The following is a 17,420-nucleotide window of genomic DNA, read 5'->3' on the forward strand; positions in this document are numbered from 1 at the left end:
CCCACGGTCGCCGGGTCCTCGTTCGAGCCGGGCGCCTCGGGTGAGACGCCGGCGCGGACGCGCGAGCCGAGGATCGGGTCGACGGAGTTCCAGTACTGGAACACGCGCTCGAGCAGGTCGGGACGGGTGACCTTCGACACGTGGCCGACGATGTTGGCGACCAAGCGGTCGCGCTGCTCGTCGTCCATCACGTCGCGGACGAGCGAACCGGCCTGGCCGAAGTCGTCGTCCTCCGGGTGCAGCGTGGCTGCCGAGCGGACGAGCTCGCCGTCGCTCTCCCAGCCGGGGGTCTCGCCCGCGGCCTGCGGCGAGCCCGAGGGGCCGCCGACCGAGTTCGGCGCGTAGACCGGCACGGTGGCGTCGCTGAAGCTGTAGCGCGCGGCGCCGTCCTTCGAGTACGAGTGCACCTCGTTCTTCGGCGCGTTCACCGGCAGCTGCTGGTGGTTGACGCCCACGCGGTAGCGGTGCGCGTCGGCGTAGCTGAAGATGCGCGCGAGCAGCATCTTGTCGGGGCTGGTCGCGATGCCGGGCACGAAGTTCGAGGGCGCGAACGCGGCCTGCTCGATCTGCGCGAAGTAGTTCTCCGGGTTCCTGTTCAGGGTCATCCTCCCGACCTCGATCAGCGGGTAGTCGCTGTGCGGCCAGACCTTCGTCAGGTCGAAGGGGTTGAAGCGGTAGCTCGCGGCGTCGGCGTAGGGCATGACCTGCACGGACATCGTCCAGGTCGGGAACTCCTCGCGCTCGATCGCGGCGGACAGGTCGCGGATGTGGAAGTCCGCGTCCTCACCGGCGATGCGGTCGGCGTCGGCCTGCGTGAGGATCTCGTTGCCCTGGTCGGACTTGAAGTGGTACTTGACCCACGAGCGCTCGCCCGCGGCGTTGATCCACTGGTAGGTGTGCGAGCCGAAGCCGTCCATCATGCGCCACGACGCGGGCAGGCCGCGGTCGCCCATCAGCCAGGTCACCTGGTGGGCGGACTCGGGCGAGAGGGTCCAGAAGTCCCACTGCATGTCGTGGTCGCGCAGGTGCGAGCCGGGCAGGCGCTTCTGCGAGTGGATGAAGTCGGGGAACTTGATGCCGTCGCGGATGAAGAAGACGGGCGTGTTGTTGCCGACGAGGTCGTAGTTGCCCTCGCTCGTGTAGAACTTCAGCGCGAAGCCACGGGGGTCGCGCCAGGTGTCGGGGCTGCCCTGCTCGCCGGCGACGGTCGAGAAGCGGGCGAGCATCTCGGTCTCGACGCCGGGCTGGAACAGCGCGGCGCGGGTGTACTGCGAGACGTCGCCGGTGGTGACGAACGTGCCGAAGGCGCCGCCGCCCTTGGCGTGCACGATGCGCTCCGGCACCTTCTCGCGGTTGAAGTTGGCGAGCTTCTCGACCAGCGCGTGGTCGTGCAGCACGATGGGGCCGTCGGCCCCGACCGTCTGCGAGTGCTCGTCGCTGGCGACGGGTGCGCCGTTGTCGGTGGTCGTGATCGGTGTCGTGTCGGTCATGACTCCTCTTTCCGTTCGGTGTTCAGTCGCGGGTTGCGGGAGACCCGGCGCGCGGCCGGGAAGAAGGGGAGGGCGGTGCCCTGCGCGGGAGGTGCGGTGCAGCTCAGGAGGCGCGCCCCGCGTCGGCGAGGCCGGTCGCGTCCAGGGTCGTCGCGCCGGCGAGGCCGGTCGCGTCCAGCACCGGCACGCCCGCGTCGGCCGGTCCGGTGACGACCTCGCCGTCGAGCGGCGCGTCCTCCGCGGCGCGGCACGCCGGGCAGAGGCCCCAGAAGGTCACCTCCGCGGTCTGCACGGTGAAGCCGGAGTCGTTCGACGGGGTCAGGCACGGCGCGTGGCCGACGACGCAGTCGACGTCGGCGACGTTGCCGCAGACGGAGCAGACCACGTGGTGGTGGTTGTCGCCGGTGCGCAGCTCGTAGAGCGCGGCGGAGCCGGCCGGCTCGATCCGACGGACCAGCCCGGCCCCCGTGAGGGCCGCGAGGACGCCGTAGACCGCCTGAAGGGAGGTGCCCGGCAGGCCCAGCGCGACGCGAGCGAAGACGACGTCGGCCGGCGCGTGCGGCAGCCCGTCGAGGGCGTCGAGCACGGCGAGGCGCGGCGCGGTCACCCGCAGGCCGGCGGCCCGGAGGCGCTCGGTGCCCTGCGTGCTCGCAGCGCCTTCGGCGCCCTGGCTCGTCGTCGTCATGCCCCCATCTAAGCACGCTTCCCTTGAATGGTTCAAAACAGCCCGGGGGCGGGCGTGTCCGTCACGAGCGGGCCGCCGCCGCAGCCCGGTGGCGACGGACACGCCCGTGGCGACGGCCGCACCGCGCAGCGGCCCGTTCTGGGGGATGTCGCTCCCGGGACGCCCCGCCTAGCGTGGAGCGCGGGATGGCACCCAGACGACACCCGAGGAGCACCGCGTGACCAGGACGGTCGACCACGACAGCACCGGCACGCCGGGCGCCCGCCCGAGCACGGGCAGCGCCGTCGCCGGCGTGCACCAGCACGGATACGAGCGGCTCCGTCCCGTGATGCGGCTCTGGTACCTCTGGTGGCTCTCGCGGTCGCGTCACGTCCTCTCCCCCCGTGACGAGCCGACCGCGCGCACCTCGGCGCGCGACGCCGACACCGTCCTCATCGTCGGCAACGGCCCCGCGCACGGCTGGGGCGTGTCCACCCACGACCAGGCGCTCGTCGGCCAGCTGTCGCGCGCCTCCTCGGAGGCCACCGGGCGCCCCTGCTCGGTCGACTACGTCGGCGACGAGATGATGAGCATCGAGTCGACGCGGGCCTGGATCCGCGACACCGACGTCGGCCTCTACGACACCGTCGTGGTGCTGGTGGGCCTCAACGACGCCGTGCGCCTGACGCCCCTCGACGTCTGGGAGCGCGAATTGCGCCTCCTCGTCTCGACCATCGCGCGCCGCAGCCACCCGACCGCGCGCACCGTGCTGGTCGGCGTGCCGCCCGTCCGCTCGGCGAAGGCGTTCGACAGCCTGCTGGGCTCGGTCGCCGAGCAGCACGGCGAGCGCATGAACGCCCTCACCGAGCTGGTCGCCTCCGAGGCGGGCCTCGAGTACTTCCGGCTGCCGGCCGGCCTCCGCCGCCCCGACTCGCCGCACGGCTGCGCCGAGGGCTACCGCCGGTGGGCGCAGACCATCGCGCACCGCATCGCGCCGACCCTCGACCGCGTGCACCAGGGCCAGCTCGACGAGCGCCTGCCGCGGCACCTGCCGCAGCGCAGCTTCGAGTGGAGCGGCGGCGAGCGCCTGGTCGAGCAGGCCGCGACCGGCGGCTCCGACGCGCTCAAGGACCTGGCCAAGGAGGCGGAGGCCGAGTTCGGCGTCGACGTCGCGGTCGTCAGCATGCTCGACGGCAGCAAGCTCTGGTACGCCATGAACACCGAGCTGCTGCCGGTGTCGATCCCCCGCGAGCTGACCTTCTGCGACGTGACCGTCGCCGCCGACGACGTGGTCGTCGTCGAGGACGCCCGCAAGGACGAGCGCTTCGCGGACAACCCGTACCTCGACCTCAACCACGGCTGGTTCTACGCGGGGCACCCGATCCACTCGTCGACCGGCGAGACGATCGGCACGTTCTGCCTGCACAACACGCGTCCGCGCAAGGCCTCGTCGGTCTCGCCCGAGAAGCTGCGCGAGTTCGCGCTGCGGGCCGAGGCCGAGCTGCAGAGCTACGAGCCCGCGCCTGCCGCTCCCCAGCCGCTCACGCGGCGGGCCCGGCGCGAGGCCGAGGAGCGCGCAGCGGCCGCGGCCGGCACCCCGGCCGCCCCCTTCGGCTTCCCCGTCTAGCGCGCGGCCGCCGTCGGGCCCGGCGCCCGGCGCTCAGTCGCCGCGCCGCACCTGCTTCACGTAGCGGTAGACCGTGGGCTCGGACACGTGCAGCGCGTCGGCCACCTGCGCCACCGCGCCCTTGAGCAGGAACACCCCCGCCCGCTCGAGCTCGCGCACGGCCGCGACCTTCTCGTCGGGCGTCATGCGGTGCGGCTCGACGCCCTGCGCCGCGACGATCCGGGCCACGCCGTCGAGCGCGAGCTCGTCCACGTTCGTGCTGAGCCGCTCGACGACGCCGGCCGACGAGGCAGCACGGGCGCCGTCGCTAGCCCCGCCAGCCCCCCCGGCGCCGCCCGCGCCTCCCCGCCCCGCACCGGCGCCTCCTTGCTCCGCGCCCTTCACGAGCCCCGTCGTCGCGGTGATCGCCGCGAGCAGGTCGCGGGCCCGGGTCAGCGGCTCGTCGTCGATGTTGAGGCAGAGCATCCCGACGACGTCGCCGCCCGCGTCGCGGATGAAGAAGGTCGACGAGCGGAACGTGCCGCCCGTGCGCGACTCCGCCAGGTAGTTCGCGAGGTAGTCGCGGTCGTCGTGCTCGTGGTTCTGCAGCACCTTGAGCACGAGGTCGGTCGCGGGGCCGCCGACGCTGCGGCCGCTGACGTGCCCGTTCGTGAGGGCGACGATCGAGCGGCTGAGGTCGCTCGTGTCGTGCAGCACGATCTCGGTGCGCGGGCCGAGCAGCTCGGCGAGGAAGTCCATCAGCGGCAGGTACGGCCCGAACTCGGTCCGGAGCACGCGGCTGCGGTCGACCACGGTGGCGCTGCTGGCTGTCGTCATGGGCCCCAGGTTACCGGTGTGTAACAGATTCGTCGCATTGTGATAATTTTCTCTCACCGTGCCGAGAGATCGGCTAGCTTCCGATGACCGACGACGCTCACGAAAGGCTCGACCATGACCCGATCGACCACCCTCAGGCCCCGCCTCCGCCCTGCCCTTTGGGGCTCCGTCGCGACGGGCGCCGTCCTGGCCCTCACGCTGACCGCGTGCGGCGGCCCGAGCGCCCCGCAGCCCGGCGACGCGACGGGCGACGCCTCGTCGTCGGCGTCCTCGACGATCCCCGACACGAGCGCGCTGCTCGACGCCGTCGAGGTCGACGACTCGCTCGCCTCGCAGCTCCCCTCCGACATCGCCGACGCGGGCACCCTCTCGGTCGGCTCGAACGTGCAGTCCGCGCCGAACAACTTCTACGCGGCCGACGGCTCGACCGTCATCGGCTCCGACCACGACCTGATCACGGCGATCGGCAAGAAGCTCGGCCTCGAGGTCGAGTACCAGAACCAGGACTTCGGCTCGCTCATCACGAGCCTGCAGTCCGGCCGCGTCGACGTCACCATCGCCGCGATGAACGACACCGCCGAGCGCCAGCAGGCGATCGACTTCGTCGACTACCTCACCTCGGGCATCACCCTGATGGTGCAGAAGGGCAACCCGGCCGACATCACCGGCCCGGACACCCTCTGCGGCAAGACCATCGCGGTCGTCACCGGCACGAGCCAGCAGGAGTTCGCCGAGGCGACGAGCACGCAGTGCGAGTCGGACGGCGAGGAGCCGCTCGAGATCACCGTCACCGACAGCGACGCCCAGAACCAGACCCAGCTGCGCACCGGCCGCATCGACGCCATCGTCAACGACCTGCCGAGCGCCGTCTACATCTCGAAGACCGCCCAGGACGGCCAGGCCTTCGAGGTCGTGCCCGGCGACGTCATCGACGGCGCGCCCTACGGCATCGGCGTCAACAAGGACGACCCCGAGCTGCGCGACGCCATCGCCGCGGCGCTCGACTCGCTGATCGACGACGGCACCTACGGCGAGGTCCTCGACGCCTGGGGCATCACCTCCGGCAGCGTCACCGAGGCGACCGTCAACGGGGGCAAGTAGCCGTGACGGAGCCCGGATCGCGGGCCGGGGCCGACACGGTCGACCCGGCCCGCACCTCCTCGGGGGGGCGTGAGCTGCTGCCGCAGGTGCGCCTGAAGCACTGGGGCCGCTGGGTCAGCGCCGCGGTCATCGTCGTGGTGCTCGTCGCACTCGCCTACGGGGCGTCGCAGGGCGACATCGCGTACGGCGACATCCCGTACTACCTGATCTCGCCGATCATCCTGCAGGGCCTCGTCGGCACCCTCGTGCTCGCGGTCGTCGCACAGGTCAGCGCCGTCGTGATCGGCGTCGTGATCGCCCTGATGCGCATCTCGAAGAACCCCGTGGCGCAGGCCTTCGCGGCCGGCTACACCTGGCTGTTCCGCGGCCTGCCCGTGCTGCTGCAGATCCTGCTCTGGTACAACCTGGCGCTGATCTTCCCGCGGCTCACCGTCGGGGTGCCGTTCACCGACGTGGTGTTCCTCGACGTCAGCACGAACGACGTCATGACGACCTTCGTCGCCGCGTTCCTCGGGCTGGCCCTCAACGAGAGCGCCTACATGGCCGAGATCGTGCGGGCGGGGCTCAAGAGCGTCGACCGCGGCCAGATCGAGGCGGCGCAGTCGATCGGGCAGACCCCGATGCAGCGCATGGCCCGCATCGTGCTGCCCCAGGCGATGCGCATCATCATCCCGCCGACCGGCAACGACTTCATCAACATGCTCAAGGGCACGGCGATGGCCTCGGTCATCGGCTACCTCGAGCTGATCAAGGCCGCGAACAACATCTCGTCGTTCAACCTCCAGGTGATGGAGACGCTGATCGCCGCGGCGATCTGGTACATGGTCATCGTCAGCGTCGCGAGCGTCGGCCAGTTCTACCTCGAGCGCAGCTTCGACCGGCAGGACCGCCGCCCCGGCGGCCCGCCGAACGCCCGCGCGCTGCGCCGCAAGGTCGCCGCCGACCTCGGCCGCGCCCCCCTCGTGAGGAGCACCCCGTGACCGCGACGCCCACCCCGACCGCAGGAGGCGCGGCGCCCGCCGACGCCGCCCCCGTCCTCGAGGCCCTCGGCATCGGCAAGTCGTACGGCAGCCACGAGGTGCTGCGCGACGTCTCGATGACGGTGCGCAGCGGCGAGGTCGTCTGCATCATCGGCCCGTCCGGCGCGGGCAAGTCGACGTTCCTCCGCACGCTGAACCGCCTCGAGGAGCCGGACGCCGGCGAGGTCTGGGTCGGCGGCGAGCCGATGGGCTTCGAGCTGCGCGACGGCGTGCTGCACGAGCTGAGCGAGCGCAGGCTGTCCGCGCAGCGGGCACGCACGGCGATGGTGTTCCAGCACTTCAACCTGTTCCCGCACCTGACGGTGCTCGGCAACGTGCTCGAGGGCCCGGTGCGCGTGCAGCGTCGATCCGCGAAGGAGGCGAGGGCCGAGGCCGTCGCGATCCTCGAGCGGGTGGGCCTCGGCGACAAGGTCGACGCCTACCCCGGCCAGCTCTCGGGCGGGCAGCGGCAGCGGGTCGCGATCGCGCGGGCCGTCGCGATGAAGCCCCTGTTCCTGCTCTTCGACGAGCCGACGTCGGCGCTCGACCCCGAGCTCGTCGGCGAGGTGCTCAAGGTGATGGGCGACCTGGCCCGCGACGGCATGACCATGCTGGTCGTGACGCACGAGATCCAGTTCGCCCGCGAGGTCGCCGACCGCGTCGTCTTCATGGCCGACGGCGGCATCGTCGAGCAGGGCCCGGTCGAGCAGGTGCTCGGCGCCCCTCGTGAGGCGCGCACGCGGCAGTTCCTCCAGCGGGTGCTGCAGTGACCTCGACCCGCCCCGGGACGTCGGGTGCCCTCGACACCTACCTGTCGTCGTTCGCGGAGCCCGTCGGCTACCTGAACTTCGGCAGCTACGGACCGCCCTCCCGCGACGTCGTCGAGACCATAGGCCGCCTCGCGGCCGCGGCGAGCGCCGGCGTCCCGTCGGCGGGCCTGCACGCCGAGGACGAGCGCGCCCTGGCCGCGGTGTCGCGCCTCACCGGCGTCGACCGGACCGGCGTCGCCCTCGCGGGCAGCACCTCCCTCGGGCTGATGCAGGTCGCCTTCGGCCTGCCGCGCGGCGAGGTCGTCGTGAGCCAGGCCGAGTTCCCGTCGAACCTCTACGCCTGGTGGCGCTCGGAGGAGGCGGGCCTCACCACGGTGCGGCACCTGCCCCCGGTGCCGGGGCAGCCGCTCGCGCCCGTGACGCCCGAGCGCGTGGCCGACGCCGTCGGCCCGTACACGGTCGCCGTCGCGGTGAGCGCGGTCGACTTCCGCACCGGCACGGTCGCCGACCTCGCGGGCCTCCGGGAGGCAGCCGGCGACCGCCTCCTCGTGGTCGACGGCATCCAGGGGTTCGGGGTCCTCGACGCCGACTGGTCGCTCGCCGACGCCCTCGTCGTCGGCGGCCAGAAGTGGCTGCGGGCGGGCTGGGGCACGGGCTTCGTCGCCCTCTCCCCGAGGGCGCTCGACCGCCTCCGGCCGGTGCTCGGCGGCTGGACCGGCGTCGAGGGGCCGTCGCGCTACGACGGTGTGCCGCACGCCGCCCTCTCCGGGGCCCAGCGCTTCTCGGTCACGAACGGCTCGCCGTTCGCCTCGGGTGCCCTCGCCACCGCCCTCGAGCAGCTCGAGCAGGTCGGCGTCGACGTCGTCGCGTCCCGGGTCGCCGACACGGCGGGCGACCTGGTCGCCCGCCTCGAGGCCGCGGGCGTGCCCGTGCTCTCGCCCGTCGACCGCGAGCGCCGAGCCGGCATCGTCGTCGCCGGAGTGCCTGCGGGCGACGCCGCGGCCGTCGGCGCCCGGCTCGACGCCGCCGGGGTCACGGCGACCGTGCACGGCGACGACCGCGTGCGCCTCAGCGTGCACGCCACCACCACCCCGGCCGCGCTCGACGCGGCCCTGACCGTCCTGGGAGGACGCGCATGACCACCGCAGACGACACCCGTATCGACCGCCCCGCCCGCACCGGCGCCTCCGTCCACGCCGTGCACACCGACGCCGCGCCCGCCGCCGTCGGCGCCTACTCGCAGGCCGTCGTCGTCGGCGACCTCGTCTTCGTCTCCGGACAACTGCCGATCGACCCGGCGACGGGCGAGTTCGCGGGGCCGGGGGTGCGCGAGGAGGCGGCCCAGTCGCTCCGCAACGGCGCGGCGGTCCTCGAGGCGGCCGGCTCGGGCGTCGCGCACGTCGTCAAGACGACGGTGCTGCTCGCCGACATCGCCGACTTCGCCGTCGTGAACGAGGTCTACGCCGAGGTCTTCTCTGCGGCCGGGGGCGTGCTGCCGGCCCGCGCCGCCTACCAGGTGGGGGCCCTGCCGAGGGGCGCCCGGGTCGAGATCGAGTTCGTGGGGGCCGTCGTCCGCTGACCGGCGCCCGCGGCGGCGCTCCCCGGCGCGTTCTGACCGAGAAGGGACGACCTGACCGCGGGCCCCCGTCCAGAACGCTCCTTCCCGGGCACCGAGCGCCTCGACGGGGCCGTAGGCCCGGGTCCTCCCCGAGGAGGAATTCACCGACCGGTCTCCCCACCCGGCCCCCGTCGTCGCTACGGTGCGGAGATGAGCACGTCGACGGAGCGTCACCCGCAGGGCCACGGCCACACCTCGGATGCCGCCCCGAGCGTCGCGGAGCCGAGCGGCGCCTCCCCGGATCCGTCCGCCGACGCCCTCGCCGGCCGCGACCTCGTCGTCGACCTCGCCCGCGTCGTCTGCGTGCTGCTCGTGGTCGTCATCCACGTGCTCATGGTCGGCGTCGGCCGCGACCCCGACGGCGCGGTCGTCGCGTCGCAGCCGCTGCAGCAGCAGCCGTGGTTCGCGTTCTCGACCTGGGTCGGCCAGATCATGCCGCTCTTCTTCGTCGTCGGCGGCTTCGCGAGCGCGACCGCCTGGGCGAGCACGCAGCGACGAGGAGGCGACGGTGCGGACTTCGTGCGCGGTCGCCTCCTGCGCCTGGCCCGTCCCGCCGCCGCGCTCTTCGTGGTGCTCGCCGTCGCCCTGGCGGTCGCCACGCTGCTCGGGGTCGACCCGGCCCTGCTCGACACGGCCGTCACCGGCATCGGCACCCCGCTCTGGTTCCTCGCCGCCTACGGCATCACGCAGGTGGCCGTGCCCGTGATGGCCAGGCTGCACGCCACCCGACCCGCGGCGACCTTCGTCGGGCTGGCGACGGCGGCCCTGCTCGTCGACTCGGTCCGCTACACGACGCTCGTGACCGACGTCGGCCTGCTCAACCTCGTGTTCGTGTGGCTGTTCGTGCAGCAGCTGGGGTTCGCCTACGCGAGCGGGTGGTTCGGGCGTGCCCCGCGCCTCCTGCTGGCGGGCATCGCGCTGGCCTGCGCCGCGTCGCTGCCGGCGCTGACGACGGTGGGGCCGTGGTCGGACGACATGCTGACGAACCTCAACCCGCCGGCCGTGCCGCTGATGGTGCTCGGCGTCGGGCAGATCTGCGTGCTGACGCTGCTGCACCCCGCGCTGGCCCGGCTGATGCGGACGCGTGCCGCGCGGGCCGTCGTGTTCGCGGTCGGCAGCCGCGGCATGACGATCTACCTCTGGCACCTGCCGTTGCTGATCGCCGTCACCGGCATCGTCCTCGCGACGGGCGGGCCGCTGCCCGAGCCGGCGTCGGCGGCCTGGTGGTGGACGCGGATCCCCGTCGTGCTGCTCGTGCTCGGCCTCGCGTGCGCGCTGTCGCTCGTGGTCGGACGCCTCGAAGGGGCACCGCGGCCCGTGCCGTCGGGGCACCGCCGCCCGAGCACGCTCGTCGTCGCGGTGTCGGCCGTGCTGGTCGTGGCGCCGCCGTTCGCGGTGATGCTCGACGGCCTCGACCTGCGGAACGCGATCGCCGGTGCCGTGGCGCTGCCGGCGGCGCTCTGGCTGCTCGGCCGCACGCGACCCCGGCCGTAGCAGGGGCCCGCGGGGGAGAGAAGGGTGACGCCCGGCCGACGGGGGGATCGGCCGGGCGTCCTACGGCGTCGGGCGGATCAGGAACCCTCGACCGGATGCAGCAGGAGGCCCGATCACAAGGCCGTGTTCCTGCTGCTGAGATCAATGGTGCGTGCCGATCCGATGACGACGCTGGGAGCCACCTCGGGATCTGCTGATCACCGACGACACCGGCCGGGCCGGCAGGCGGACCGGCGCGAGGCCCGCGCCTCGACGCCCGGCCGGGCGGCACCGTCCCGATAGACTCGCTGCGTCCACCCGCTGCCAGCCCGCAGGAGTTGAAACGTGCCCACAATCGTCGTCGAGGTCATGCCCAAGGCTGACCTGCTCGATCCCCAGGGCAAGGCCGTGGTCGGCGCCCTCTCCCGTCTCGGCCGCCAGCAGTTCACCGACGTCCGCATCGGCAAGCGCTTCGAGCTGACCGTCGAGGGCGAGGTGACGGAGGCGGTGCTCGCCGACGTGCGCACCCTCGCCGACGACGTGCTCTCGAACTCGGTCATCGAAGACGTGGTGAGCATCACCGTGCTCGACGCCGCGCCCGCCGTCTGATGCGCGTCGGCGTCGTCACCTTCCCCGGCTCGCTCGACGACCGCGACGCCCAGCGCGCGGTCCGCCTGGCGGGCGGCGAGCCCGTCGCCCTCTGGCACGGCGACCACGACCTGCAGGGCGTCGAGGCGATCATCCTGCCCGGCGGGTTCAGCTACGGCGACTACCTGCGCGCCGGTGCCATCGCCTCCTTGTCGCCGATCATGACCGAGGTCGTCGACGCGGCGAACGCGGGCATGCCCGTGCTCGGCATCTGCAACGGCTTCCAGATGCTGGCGGAGGCGCGGCTCATCCCCGGTGCCCACACCCGCAACGCGCACCAGCAGTTCATCCGCCGCGACCAGGTGCTCCGCGTCGAGAACGCGTCGACCGACTGGACGAACGGCTTCGCCGAGGGGCAGGAGATCACGATCCCCCTCAAGAACGCCGACGGCCGGTTCGTCGCGGACGACGAGACGATCAAGCGGATCGAGGGCGAGGGCCAGGTCGCCTTCCGCTACGTCGGCGTCAACCCCAACGGCTCGATGGACGACATCGCCGGCGTCTCGAACGCCCGCGGCAACGTCGTCGGCCTGATGCCCCACCCCGAGCACGCCACCGAGCCCGGCTTCGGCCCCGACATGCCCGACGCGATGTCGAGCGGCGTCGACGGCCTCACGTTCTTCACGTCCGTCATCGAGAGGGCCCTGTCCAAGTGAGCACCGAGAACGACCGCGCCGAGCTGATCGACGTCCGCCCCGAGGGCCCGAAGCCCGACACGACCGCCGACGCGGCCGCGACGCCCGACAAGCACCAGCCCTTCGAGGCCCTAGGGCTCAAGGCCGACGAGTACGCGCAGATCCGCGAGATCCTCGGCCGCCGCCCCACGAGCGGCGAGCTGGCGATGTACTCGGTGATGTGGAGCGAGCACTGCTCCTACAAGTCCAGCAAGATCTACCTCCGCCAGTTCGGCCAGAAGGTCTCGCCGGCGATGACGAAGGACCTGATGGTCGGCATGGGCGAGAACGCCGGCGTCGTCGACGTGGGAGGCGGCTGGGCGGTGACCTTCAAGGTCGAGTCCCACAACCACCCCAGCTACATCGAGCCGTTCCAGGGCGCCGCGACCGGCGTCGGCGGCATCGTCCGCGACATCATCTCGATGGGCGCCCGTCCGGTCGCCGTGATGGACCAGCTGCGCTTCGGCGCCATCGACGCCCCCGACACGCAGCGCGTCGTCGACGGCGTCGTGCAGGGCATCAGCTTCTACGCGAACTGCCTCGGCCTGCCGAACATCGGCGGCGAGACCTACTTCGACGCCGTCTACCAGGGCAACCCGCTGGTCAACGCCCTCGCGGTCGGCGTCCTCCGTCACGAGGACCTGCACCTCGCCAACGCCAAGGGCGTGGGCAACAAGGTCGTGCTCTTCGGGGCGCGCACCGGCGGCGACGGCATCGGCGGCGCCTCCATCCTCGCCTCCGACACGTTCTCGTCGGGCGGCCCGACGAAGCGCCCCTCGGTGCAGGTCGGCGACCCGTTCGCCGAGAAGGTGCTGATCGAGTGCTGCCTCGAGCTGTTCCGCGGCGAGCTCGTCGAGGGCATCCAGGACCTGGGAGCGGCCGGCATCAGCTGCGCCACCTCCGAGCTGGCCTCGAACGGCGACGGCGGCATGTTCATCGAGCTCGACGACGTGCTGCTCCGCGACCCCTCGCTGACTGCCGAGGAGATCCTGATGAGCGAGAGCCAGGAGCGGATGATGGCGGTCGTCAGCCCCGACAAGCTCGACGCGTTCCTCGCCGTCACCGCGAAGTGGGACGTCGAGACGAGCGTGCTCGGCGAGGTCACCGACACCGGCCGGCTGGTCATCAACTGGCACGGAGAAGAGATCGTCAACGTCGACCCGCGCACCGTCGCGGTCGACGGCCCGGTCTACGAGCGTCCCGTCGCCTACCCGTCCTGGATCGACGCGCTCCAGGCCGACACGGCCGCGACGCTGCCGCGTCCGACCGACCCCGAGGAGGTGCGGGCCCAGTTCCTGCAGCTGCTCGGCTCCCCCAACCTGGCCGACAAGAGCTGGGTCACGAACCAGTACGACACGTACGTGCTCGGCAACACGGCCCTGAGCTTCCCCGACGACGGCGGCATGGTCCGCGTCGACGAGGAGTCGGGGCTCGGCTTCGCCATCGCGACCGACGCCAACGGCCGCTGGTGCCAGCTCGACCCGAAGCAGGGCGCCCGCCTGGCCCTCGCCGAGGCCTACCGCAACGTCGCCGTCACGGGTGCCGTGCCGGCCGCCGTGACCGACTGCCTCAACTTCGGCAGCCCGGAGGACCCGGAGGTCATGTGGCAGTTCTCGCAGGCCGTCGAGGGCCTGTCCGACGCGTGCCTCGAACTCGAGATCCCCGTCACGGGCGGCAACGTGTCGTTCTACAACCAGACCGGCACGAAGCCCATCTTCCCGACGCCCGTGGTCGGCGTCCTCGGCGTGATCCAGGACGTCGCGAAGCGCGTGCCCTCCGGCTGGCAGGACGACGGCGACAACATCTACCTGCTCGGCACCTCCTCCCTCGAGCTCGACGGCTCGGCCTGGGCCGGCACCGTGCACGACCACCTCGGCGGACGCCCGCCGGCCGTCGACCTGGCAGGCGAGAAGCAGCTCGCGGGGCTGCTCGCCGCGGGTGCCGACCAGTCGCTCATCGCGGCGGCGCACGACCTCAGCGACGGCGGCCTGGCCCAGGCCCTGGCCGAGGCGGTGCTGCGCTTCGGCGTCGGCGCGCGCGTCTACCTGGGCGAGCTGCTCGAGCGCGACGGCCTCGACGTCGCGGCGACGCTCTTCACGGAGTCGACCGGTCGCGTGGTCGTGTCGGTGCCCCGTGAGGACGACGTCAAGTTCCGCGGCCTCTGTGAGGGCCGGGGCTACCCCGTCGCCCGCATCGGCGTGACGGACGCGTCGTCGCAGTCGCTCGAGATCCAGGACGTCTTCACGGTCTCGCTCGACGAGCTCCGCAGCACGCACCGCGGCACGCTCCCGGCCCGCTTCGGGACCACCATCCCCCAGTAGGCGCTGCGCACCTCGGCCGCTGCGCCGTTCCGCCCCGGAGGCCCCTGCCACCCGGCAGGGGCCTTCGTGCATCCCCACCCCGCGCCGGCGCGCGAAACGCCGCCGCCAGCGCCGCCCCCGCCGCCGCCACTGCACCGCATCCCGTACACCGCACCGCGTCTAGTCCCGGTGCGGTGCAGGAAACCCGGTGCGCTCCTCCTGCACCAGTCTCCGCACGCGATCACTCTCAAAGTCGAGAGTGATCGAGCACACCTCCCCCACGCCGCCGGGCCCCGTGCCCACCCCGAGCACGGATCCGTCTCGCTTTGGTCCCACCGCCTGAGGAGGCGCACGAAGCGCCGCCGGCCGAAGGCCCGCCGGGCGCAGCCCGGCAGCCGCCGGCAGGCGGCCAGACGAGCACAAAGGGAAAAGCCCCGGACCGACAGGTCAGGGGCTTTCTTTTCTCGTGCTGGGGTACCTGGACTCGAACCAAGAACAACTGAACCAGAATCAGTCGTGTTGCCAATTACACCATACCCCAATGATATTGACCGTGAGGTCTACATCACTGCGGCCCATCAGATGAGCCAGCGTCTACTGTACACGATCTCCGAGCTCGTCGAGGCCACCGATGAGGTCACGGTTGATCACCGCGGCCACTCGCGCTCCCGACCCGGCAGCGACGATCAGCTGCTGCGGCCCGGGCGCCGTGGACTCGCCGGCGGCGTAGAGCCCCGGCACCGAGGTGCGTCCGTGGTCGTCGACGACCAGCAGACCGTCCTCGTCGAGGTCGGCCCCGAGAGGTGCGACGTACTCGAGCTTGCCGGCCCAGGCAGGCCGGACGAAGCCGCCCTCGCGCGGCACGACCTCGCCGCCCTCGAGCTCGACTCCCGTGAGCCCCTCGCGGCCGCCCTGCAGCGACGCGATCGGGCGGCGGTCGACGCGGATCCCGCGGGAGGCGAGCTGCGCCTCCTCGCCCTCGGTCACCGCATCGGCGGAGCCGTGCGTGAAGACGACCAGGTCGTCGCTCCACTGCGACAGCAGCAGGGCACGCTCGGCAAGATCGGGGTGTTCGCCGATCACGGCGAGTGCCTGGTCGCGCTTGCCGTAGCCGTCGCACTCGATGCAGCTGTGGACGAAGGTGCCGTAGAAGGCTCGCAGGCCGTCGATCGCCGGCAGCGTCTCCTGCAGCCCGGTGGCGACCAGCACCACGTCGGCCAGGGCTCGACGCTGCTGCCCCCGGAACTCGCAGTCGACGACGAACCCGTCGTCGCCGCGGCTGATGCTGGTGGCCATCGTCTGCCAGTGTTCGCCCTCCTCGTAGGCGAGGAACTCCTCGCGGCCGAGCTTGCGCAGCTCGAGCGGCGAGATGCCGTCGCGGGTGAGGTACCCGTGCGACAGCAGCGTCGCCGAGTTGCGCGGACGGTTGCTGTCGACGAGCAGCACGCGACGCCGGGCACGGACGAGGTTCAGCGCGGCGCTGAGCCCCGCCGGCCCTCCCCCGACGACGACGACGTCCCAGCGCGGGTCGGCAGCGGGCGCGTCGACACGGACCTCGGTCATGATCGCTCGAGGAGGCGCCGGATGCGCGCCTGCGTCGACTCCCGACCCAGTATCTCCATCGACTCGAACAGCGGCGGGCTCACCCGTCGCCCCGAGAGCGCGACGCGCAGCGGTCCGTAGGCGACACGCGGCTTGAGGCCGAGCTCGTCGACGAGCGCCGCCTTGAGCGCGTCCTGGATCGCGGCGTGCGTCCACTCCTGCACCCCGTCGAGCGCAGCCGAGGAGGCGCGCAGCACGTCGGCGGACGACTCCGGCAGCGAGGCCGTCGCGTCGGCGTCGTACTCGAGCTCGTCGTCGGCGGTGAACAGGAACGACAGCATCCCCTTCGCCTCGCCGAGCAGCGTCATGCGCTCCTGGACGAGCGGCGCGGCCTGGGCGAGCACGGCGGCCTCGGACTCGGTGGGGGGATCGCTGACGACGCCGTCGAGGTAGGGCAGCAGGCGCTGCGTGAAGTCGCCGACCTCGAGGAGGCGGACGTGGTCCCCGTTGATCGACTCCGCCTTCTTGAGGTCGAACCGAGCCGGGTTGGTGTTCACGTCGGTCACGTCGAACGCCGCGACCATCTCGTCGAGGCTGAACACGTCGCGGTCGTGCGACAGCGACCAGCCGAGCAGGGACAGGTAGTTGACCAGGCCCTCGGGGATGAAGCCGCGATCGCGGTGGTGGAACAGGTTCGAGGCAGGGTCGCGCTTCGACAGCTTCTTGTTGCCCTCGCCCATCACGTAGGGCAGGTGGCCGAAGCGCGGCACGAACTCGGTGACGCCCAGCTCGACCAGCGCCTCGTACAGGGCGATCTGACGAGGCGTCGACGAGAGGAGGTCCTCTCCGCGCAGCACGTGCGTGATGCCCATCAGAGCGTCGTCGACGGGGTTGACGAACGTGTACAGCGGGACGCCGTTCGGGCGGACCACCACGAAGTCGGAGAACGAGCCGGCGGGGAAGGTGATCTCGCCGCGCACCAGGTCGTCGAAGCTGAGGTCGCGGTCGGGGACTCGCAGACGGAGAGCCGGCTGACGCCCCTCTTCCTTGTAGGAGGCGCGCTGCTCGTCCGTGAGGTCGCGCTCGAAGTTGTCGTAGCCCTGCTTGGGGTCACGACCGGCAGCGATGTTGCGTGCCTCGATCTCCTCACCCGTCGCGTAGCTCTCGTACAGCAGGCCGCGCTCGAGGAGCCGGTCGATGATGTCGCGGTAGATGTCGTGACGCAGCGACTGCCGGTACGGCGCGTGCGGCCCGCCGACGTCGACGCCCTCGTCCCAGTCGAGCTTGAGCCAGCGCAGGCCGTCGAGGATCTGCTCGTAGCTCTCCTCGCTGTCACGACTGGCGTCGGTGTCCTCGATGCGGAACACGAGCTTGCCGCCGTGGTGCCTCGCGTACGCCCAGTTGAACAGGGCAGTGCGGATGAGACCCACGTGGGGAGTCCCGGTGGGAGAGGGGCAGAACCGCACGCGCACATCGGCGCCGGAGGCGGTGGAGAAGGGAGCAGACATCGGTCACGATCCTACCGGCGCAGCCCCGCTTCTCGGGGCCTCGCTCTCGGCGACCTGCCCTGCTGTCTCGGCGTTAAACAAGAAGAGCCCCTCCAGTGGAGGGGCTCTTCTCTCAAAAGGAGTCCGGCGGTGTCCTACTCTCCCACAAGGTCCCCCTTGCAGTACCATCG

Annotated in this window: 15 protein-coding genes and 1 tRNA gene; 10 read left to right on the top strand and 6 right to left on the bottom strand. The window is 72.1% G+C overall.

What is annotated here, in order from left to right; genetic code table 11:
* Both IFT90_RS14160 and IFT90_RS14165 read right to left on the bottom strand, forming a co-directional pair.
* The coding region (locus IFT90_RS14160; protein WP_192042868.1) for a catalase at positions 1-1,490 on the bottom strand (1,490 nt) is incomplete at its 3' end.
* Positions 1,491-1,593: 103 nt separating this feature from the next.
* Complete coding sequence (locus IFT90_RS14165; protein WP_192042869.1) at positions 1,594-2,175, bottom strand: Fur family transcriptional regulator; 582 nt, start codon at positions 2,173-2,175, stop codon at positions 1,594-1,596.
* 217 nt (positions 2,176-2,392) lie between these two features.
* Here IFT90_RS14165 and IFT90_RS17655 point away from each other — a divergent pair, with 217 nt between their 5' ends.
* Positions 2,393-3,781 (top strand): GAF domain-containing protein, encoded by a 1,389-nt coding sequence (locus IFT90_RS17655; RefSeq protein ID WP_192042870.1) that lies wholly within the window; start codon positions 2,393-2,395, stop codon positions 3,779-3,781.
* Between the two features lie 33 nt (positions 3,782-3,814).
* Here the strand turns inward: IFT90_RS17655 and IFT90_RS14175 are convergent, their stop codons facing one another.
* Positions 3,815-4,597 (bottom strand): transcriptional regulator, encoded by a 783-nt coding sequence (locus tag IFT90_RS14175; RefSeq protein WP_192042871.1) that lies wholly within the window; start codon positions 4,595-4,597, stop codon positions 3,815-3,817.
* Between the two features lie 114 nt (positions 4,598-4,711).
* Here IFT90_RS14175 and IFT90_RS14180 point away from each other — a divergent pair, with 114 nt between their 5' ends.
* From IFT90_RS14180 to purL, 9 genes are all read left to right on the top strand, one after another.
* Complete coding sequence (locus IFT90_RS14180; RefSeq protein WP_192042872.1) at positions 4,712-5,698, top strand: ABC transporter substrate-binding protein; 987 nt, start codon at positions 4,712-4,714, stop codon at positions 5,696-5,698.
* 2 nt (positions 5,699-5,700) lie between these two features.
* Positions 5,701-6,678, top strand: a complete 978-nt coding sequence (locus tag IFT90_RS14185) for an amino acid ABC transporter permease (RefSeq protein ID WP_192042873.1) — start codon at positions 5,701-5,703, stop codon at positions 6,676-6,678.
* Positions 6,675-7,487: an amino acid ABC transporter ATP-binding protein gene (locus tag IFT90_RS14190; protein ID WP_371812325.1), complete on the top strand. Its 813-nt coding sequence runs from the start codon at positions 6,675-6,677 to the stop codon at positions 7,485-7,487. Before IFT90_RS14185 ends, IFT90_RS14190 begins: the two co-directional genes overlap by 4 nt.
* Positions 7,484-8,626 carry an aminotransferase class V-fold PLP-dependent enzyme gene (locus IFT90_RS14195; RefSeq protein ID WP_192042874.1) on the top strand — a complete coding sequence of 381 codons (1,143 nt, stop codon included), beginning with the start codon at positions 7,484-7,486 and terminating at the stop codon, positions 8,624-8,626. The genes IFT90_RS14190 and IFT90_RS14195 overlap by 4 nt, the downstream gene beginning before the upstream one ends.
* Positions 8,623-9,066, top strand: coding sequence for a Rid family detoxifying hydrolase (locus IFT90_RS14200; RefSeq protein ID WP_192042875.1), 444 nt, complete (start codon positions 8,623-8,625; stop codon positions 9,064-9,066). Before IFT90_RS14195 ends, IFT90_RS14200 begins: the two co-directional genes overlap by 4 nt.
* A 189-nt stretch (positions 9,067-9,255) precedes the next feature.
* Positions 9,256-10,599 carry an acyltransferase gene (locus tag IFT90_RS14205; protein WP_192042876.1) on the top strand — a complete coding sequence of 448 codons (1,344 nt, stop codon included), beginning with the start codon at positions 9,256-9,258 and terminating at the stop codon, positions 10,597-10,599.
* 324 nt (positions 10,600-10,923) lie between these two features.
* Positions 10,924-11,187: a phosphoribosylformylglycinamidine synthase subunit PurS gene (gene purS, locus IFT90_RS14210; RefSeq protein WP_192042877.1), complete on the top strand. Its 264-nt coding sequence runs from the start codon at positions 10,924-10,926 to the stop codon at positions 11,185-11,187.
* Positions 11,187-11,882 carry a phosphoribosylformylglycinamidine synthase subunit PurQ gene (purQ, locus tag IFT90_RS14215; protein WP_192042878.1) on the top strand — a complete coding sequence of 232 codons (696 nt, stop codon included), beginning with the start codon at positions 11,187-11,189 and terminating at the stop codon, positions 11,880-11,882. The genes purS and purQ overlap by 1 nt, the downstream gene beginning before the upstream one ends.
* A gap of 26 nt (positions 11,883-11,908) precedes the next feature.
* Positions 11,909-14,221 (top strand): phosphoribosylformylglycinamidine synthase subunit PurL, encoded by a 2,313-nt coding sequence (purL, locus tag IFT90_RS14220; RefSeq protein WP_192042890.1) that lies wholly within the window; start codon positions 11,909-11,911, stop codon positions 14,219-14,221.
* A 448-nt stretch (positions 14,222-14,669) separates the two neighbouring features.
* On the opposite strand, the gene IFT90_RS14225 is transcribed toward purL, so the two are convergent.
* The 3 genes from IFT90_RS14225 to gltX all read right to left on the bottom strand — a co-directional run bounded on the left by IFT90_RS14225 (position 14,670) and on the right by gltX (position 17,250).
* A tRNA-Gln gene (locus IFT90_RS14225) sits at positions 14,670-14,741 on the bottom strand.
* 53 nt (positions 14,742-14,794) lie between these two features.
* On the bottom strand, positions 14,795-15,763 hold the full coding sequence (locus IFT90_RS14230) for an NAD(P)/FAD-dependent oxidoreductase (RefSeq protein ID WP_192042879.1): 969 nt from the start codon (positions 15,761-15,763) through the stop codon (positions 14,795-14,797).
* Positions 15,760-17,250, bottom strand: coding sequence for a glutamate--tRNA ligase (gene gltX, locus IFT90_RS14235; RefSeq protein WP_192042880.1), 1,491 nt, complete (start codon positions 17,248-17,250; stop codon positions 15,760-15,762). The genes IFT90_RS14230 and gltX overlap by 4 nt, the downstream gene beginning before the upstream one ends.
* Positions 17,251-17,420 lie beyond the last annotated feature (170 nt).

This window comes from Frigoribacterium sp. CFBP 8766, from assembly GCF_014841435.1.
Classification (GTDB): Bacteria; Actinomycetota; Actinomycetes; order Actinomycetales; family Microbacteriaceae; genus Frigoribacterium.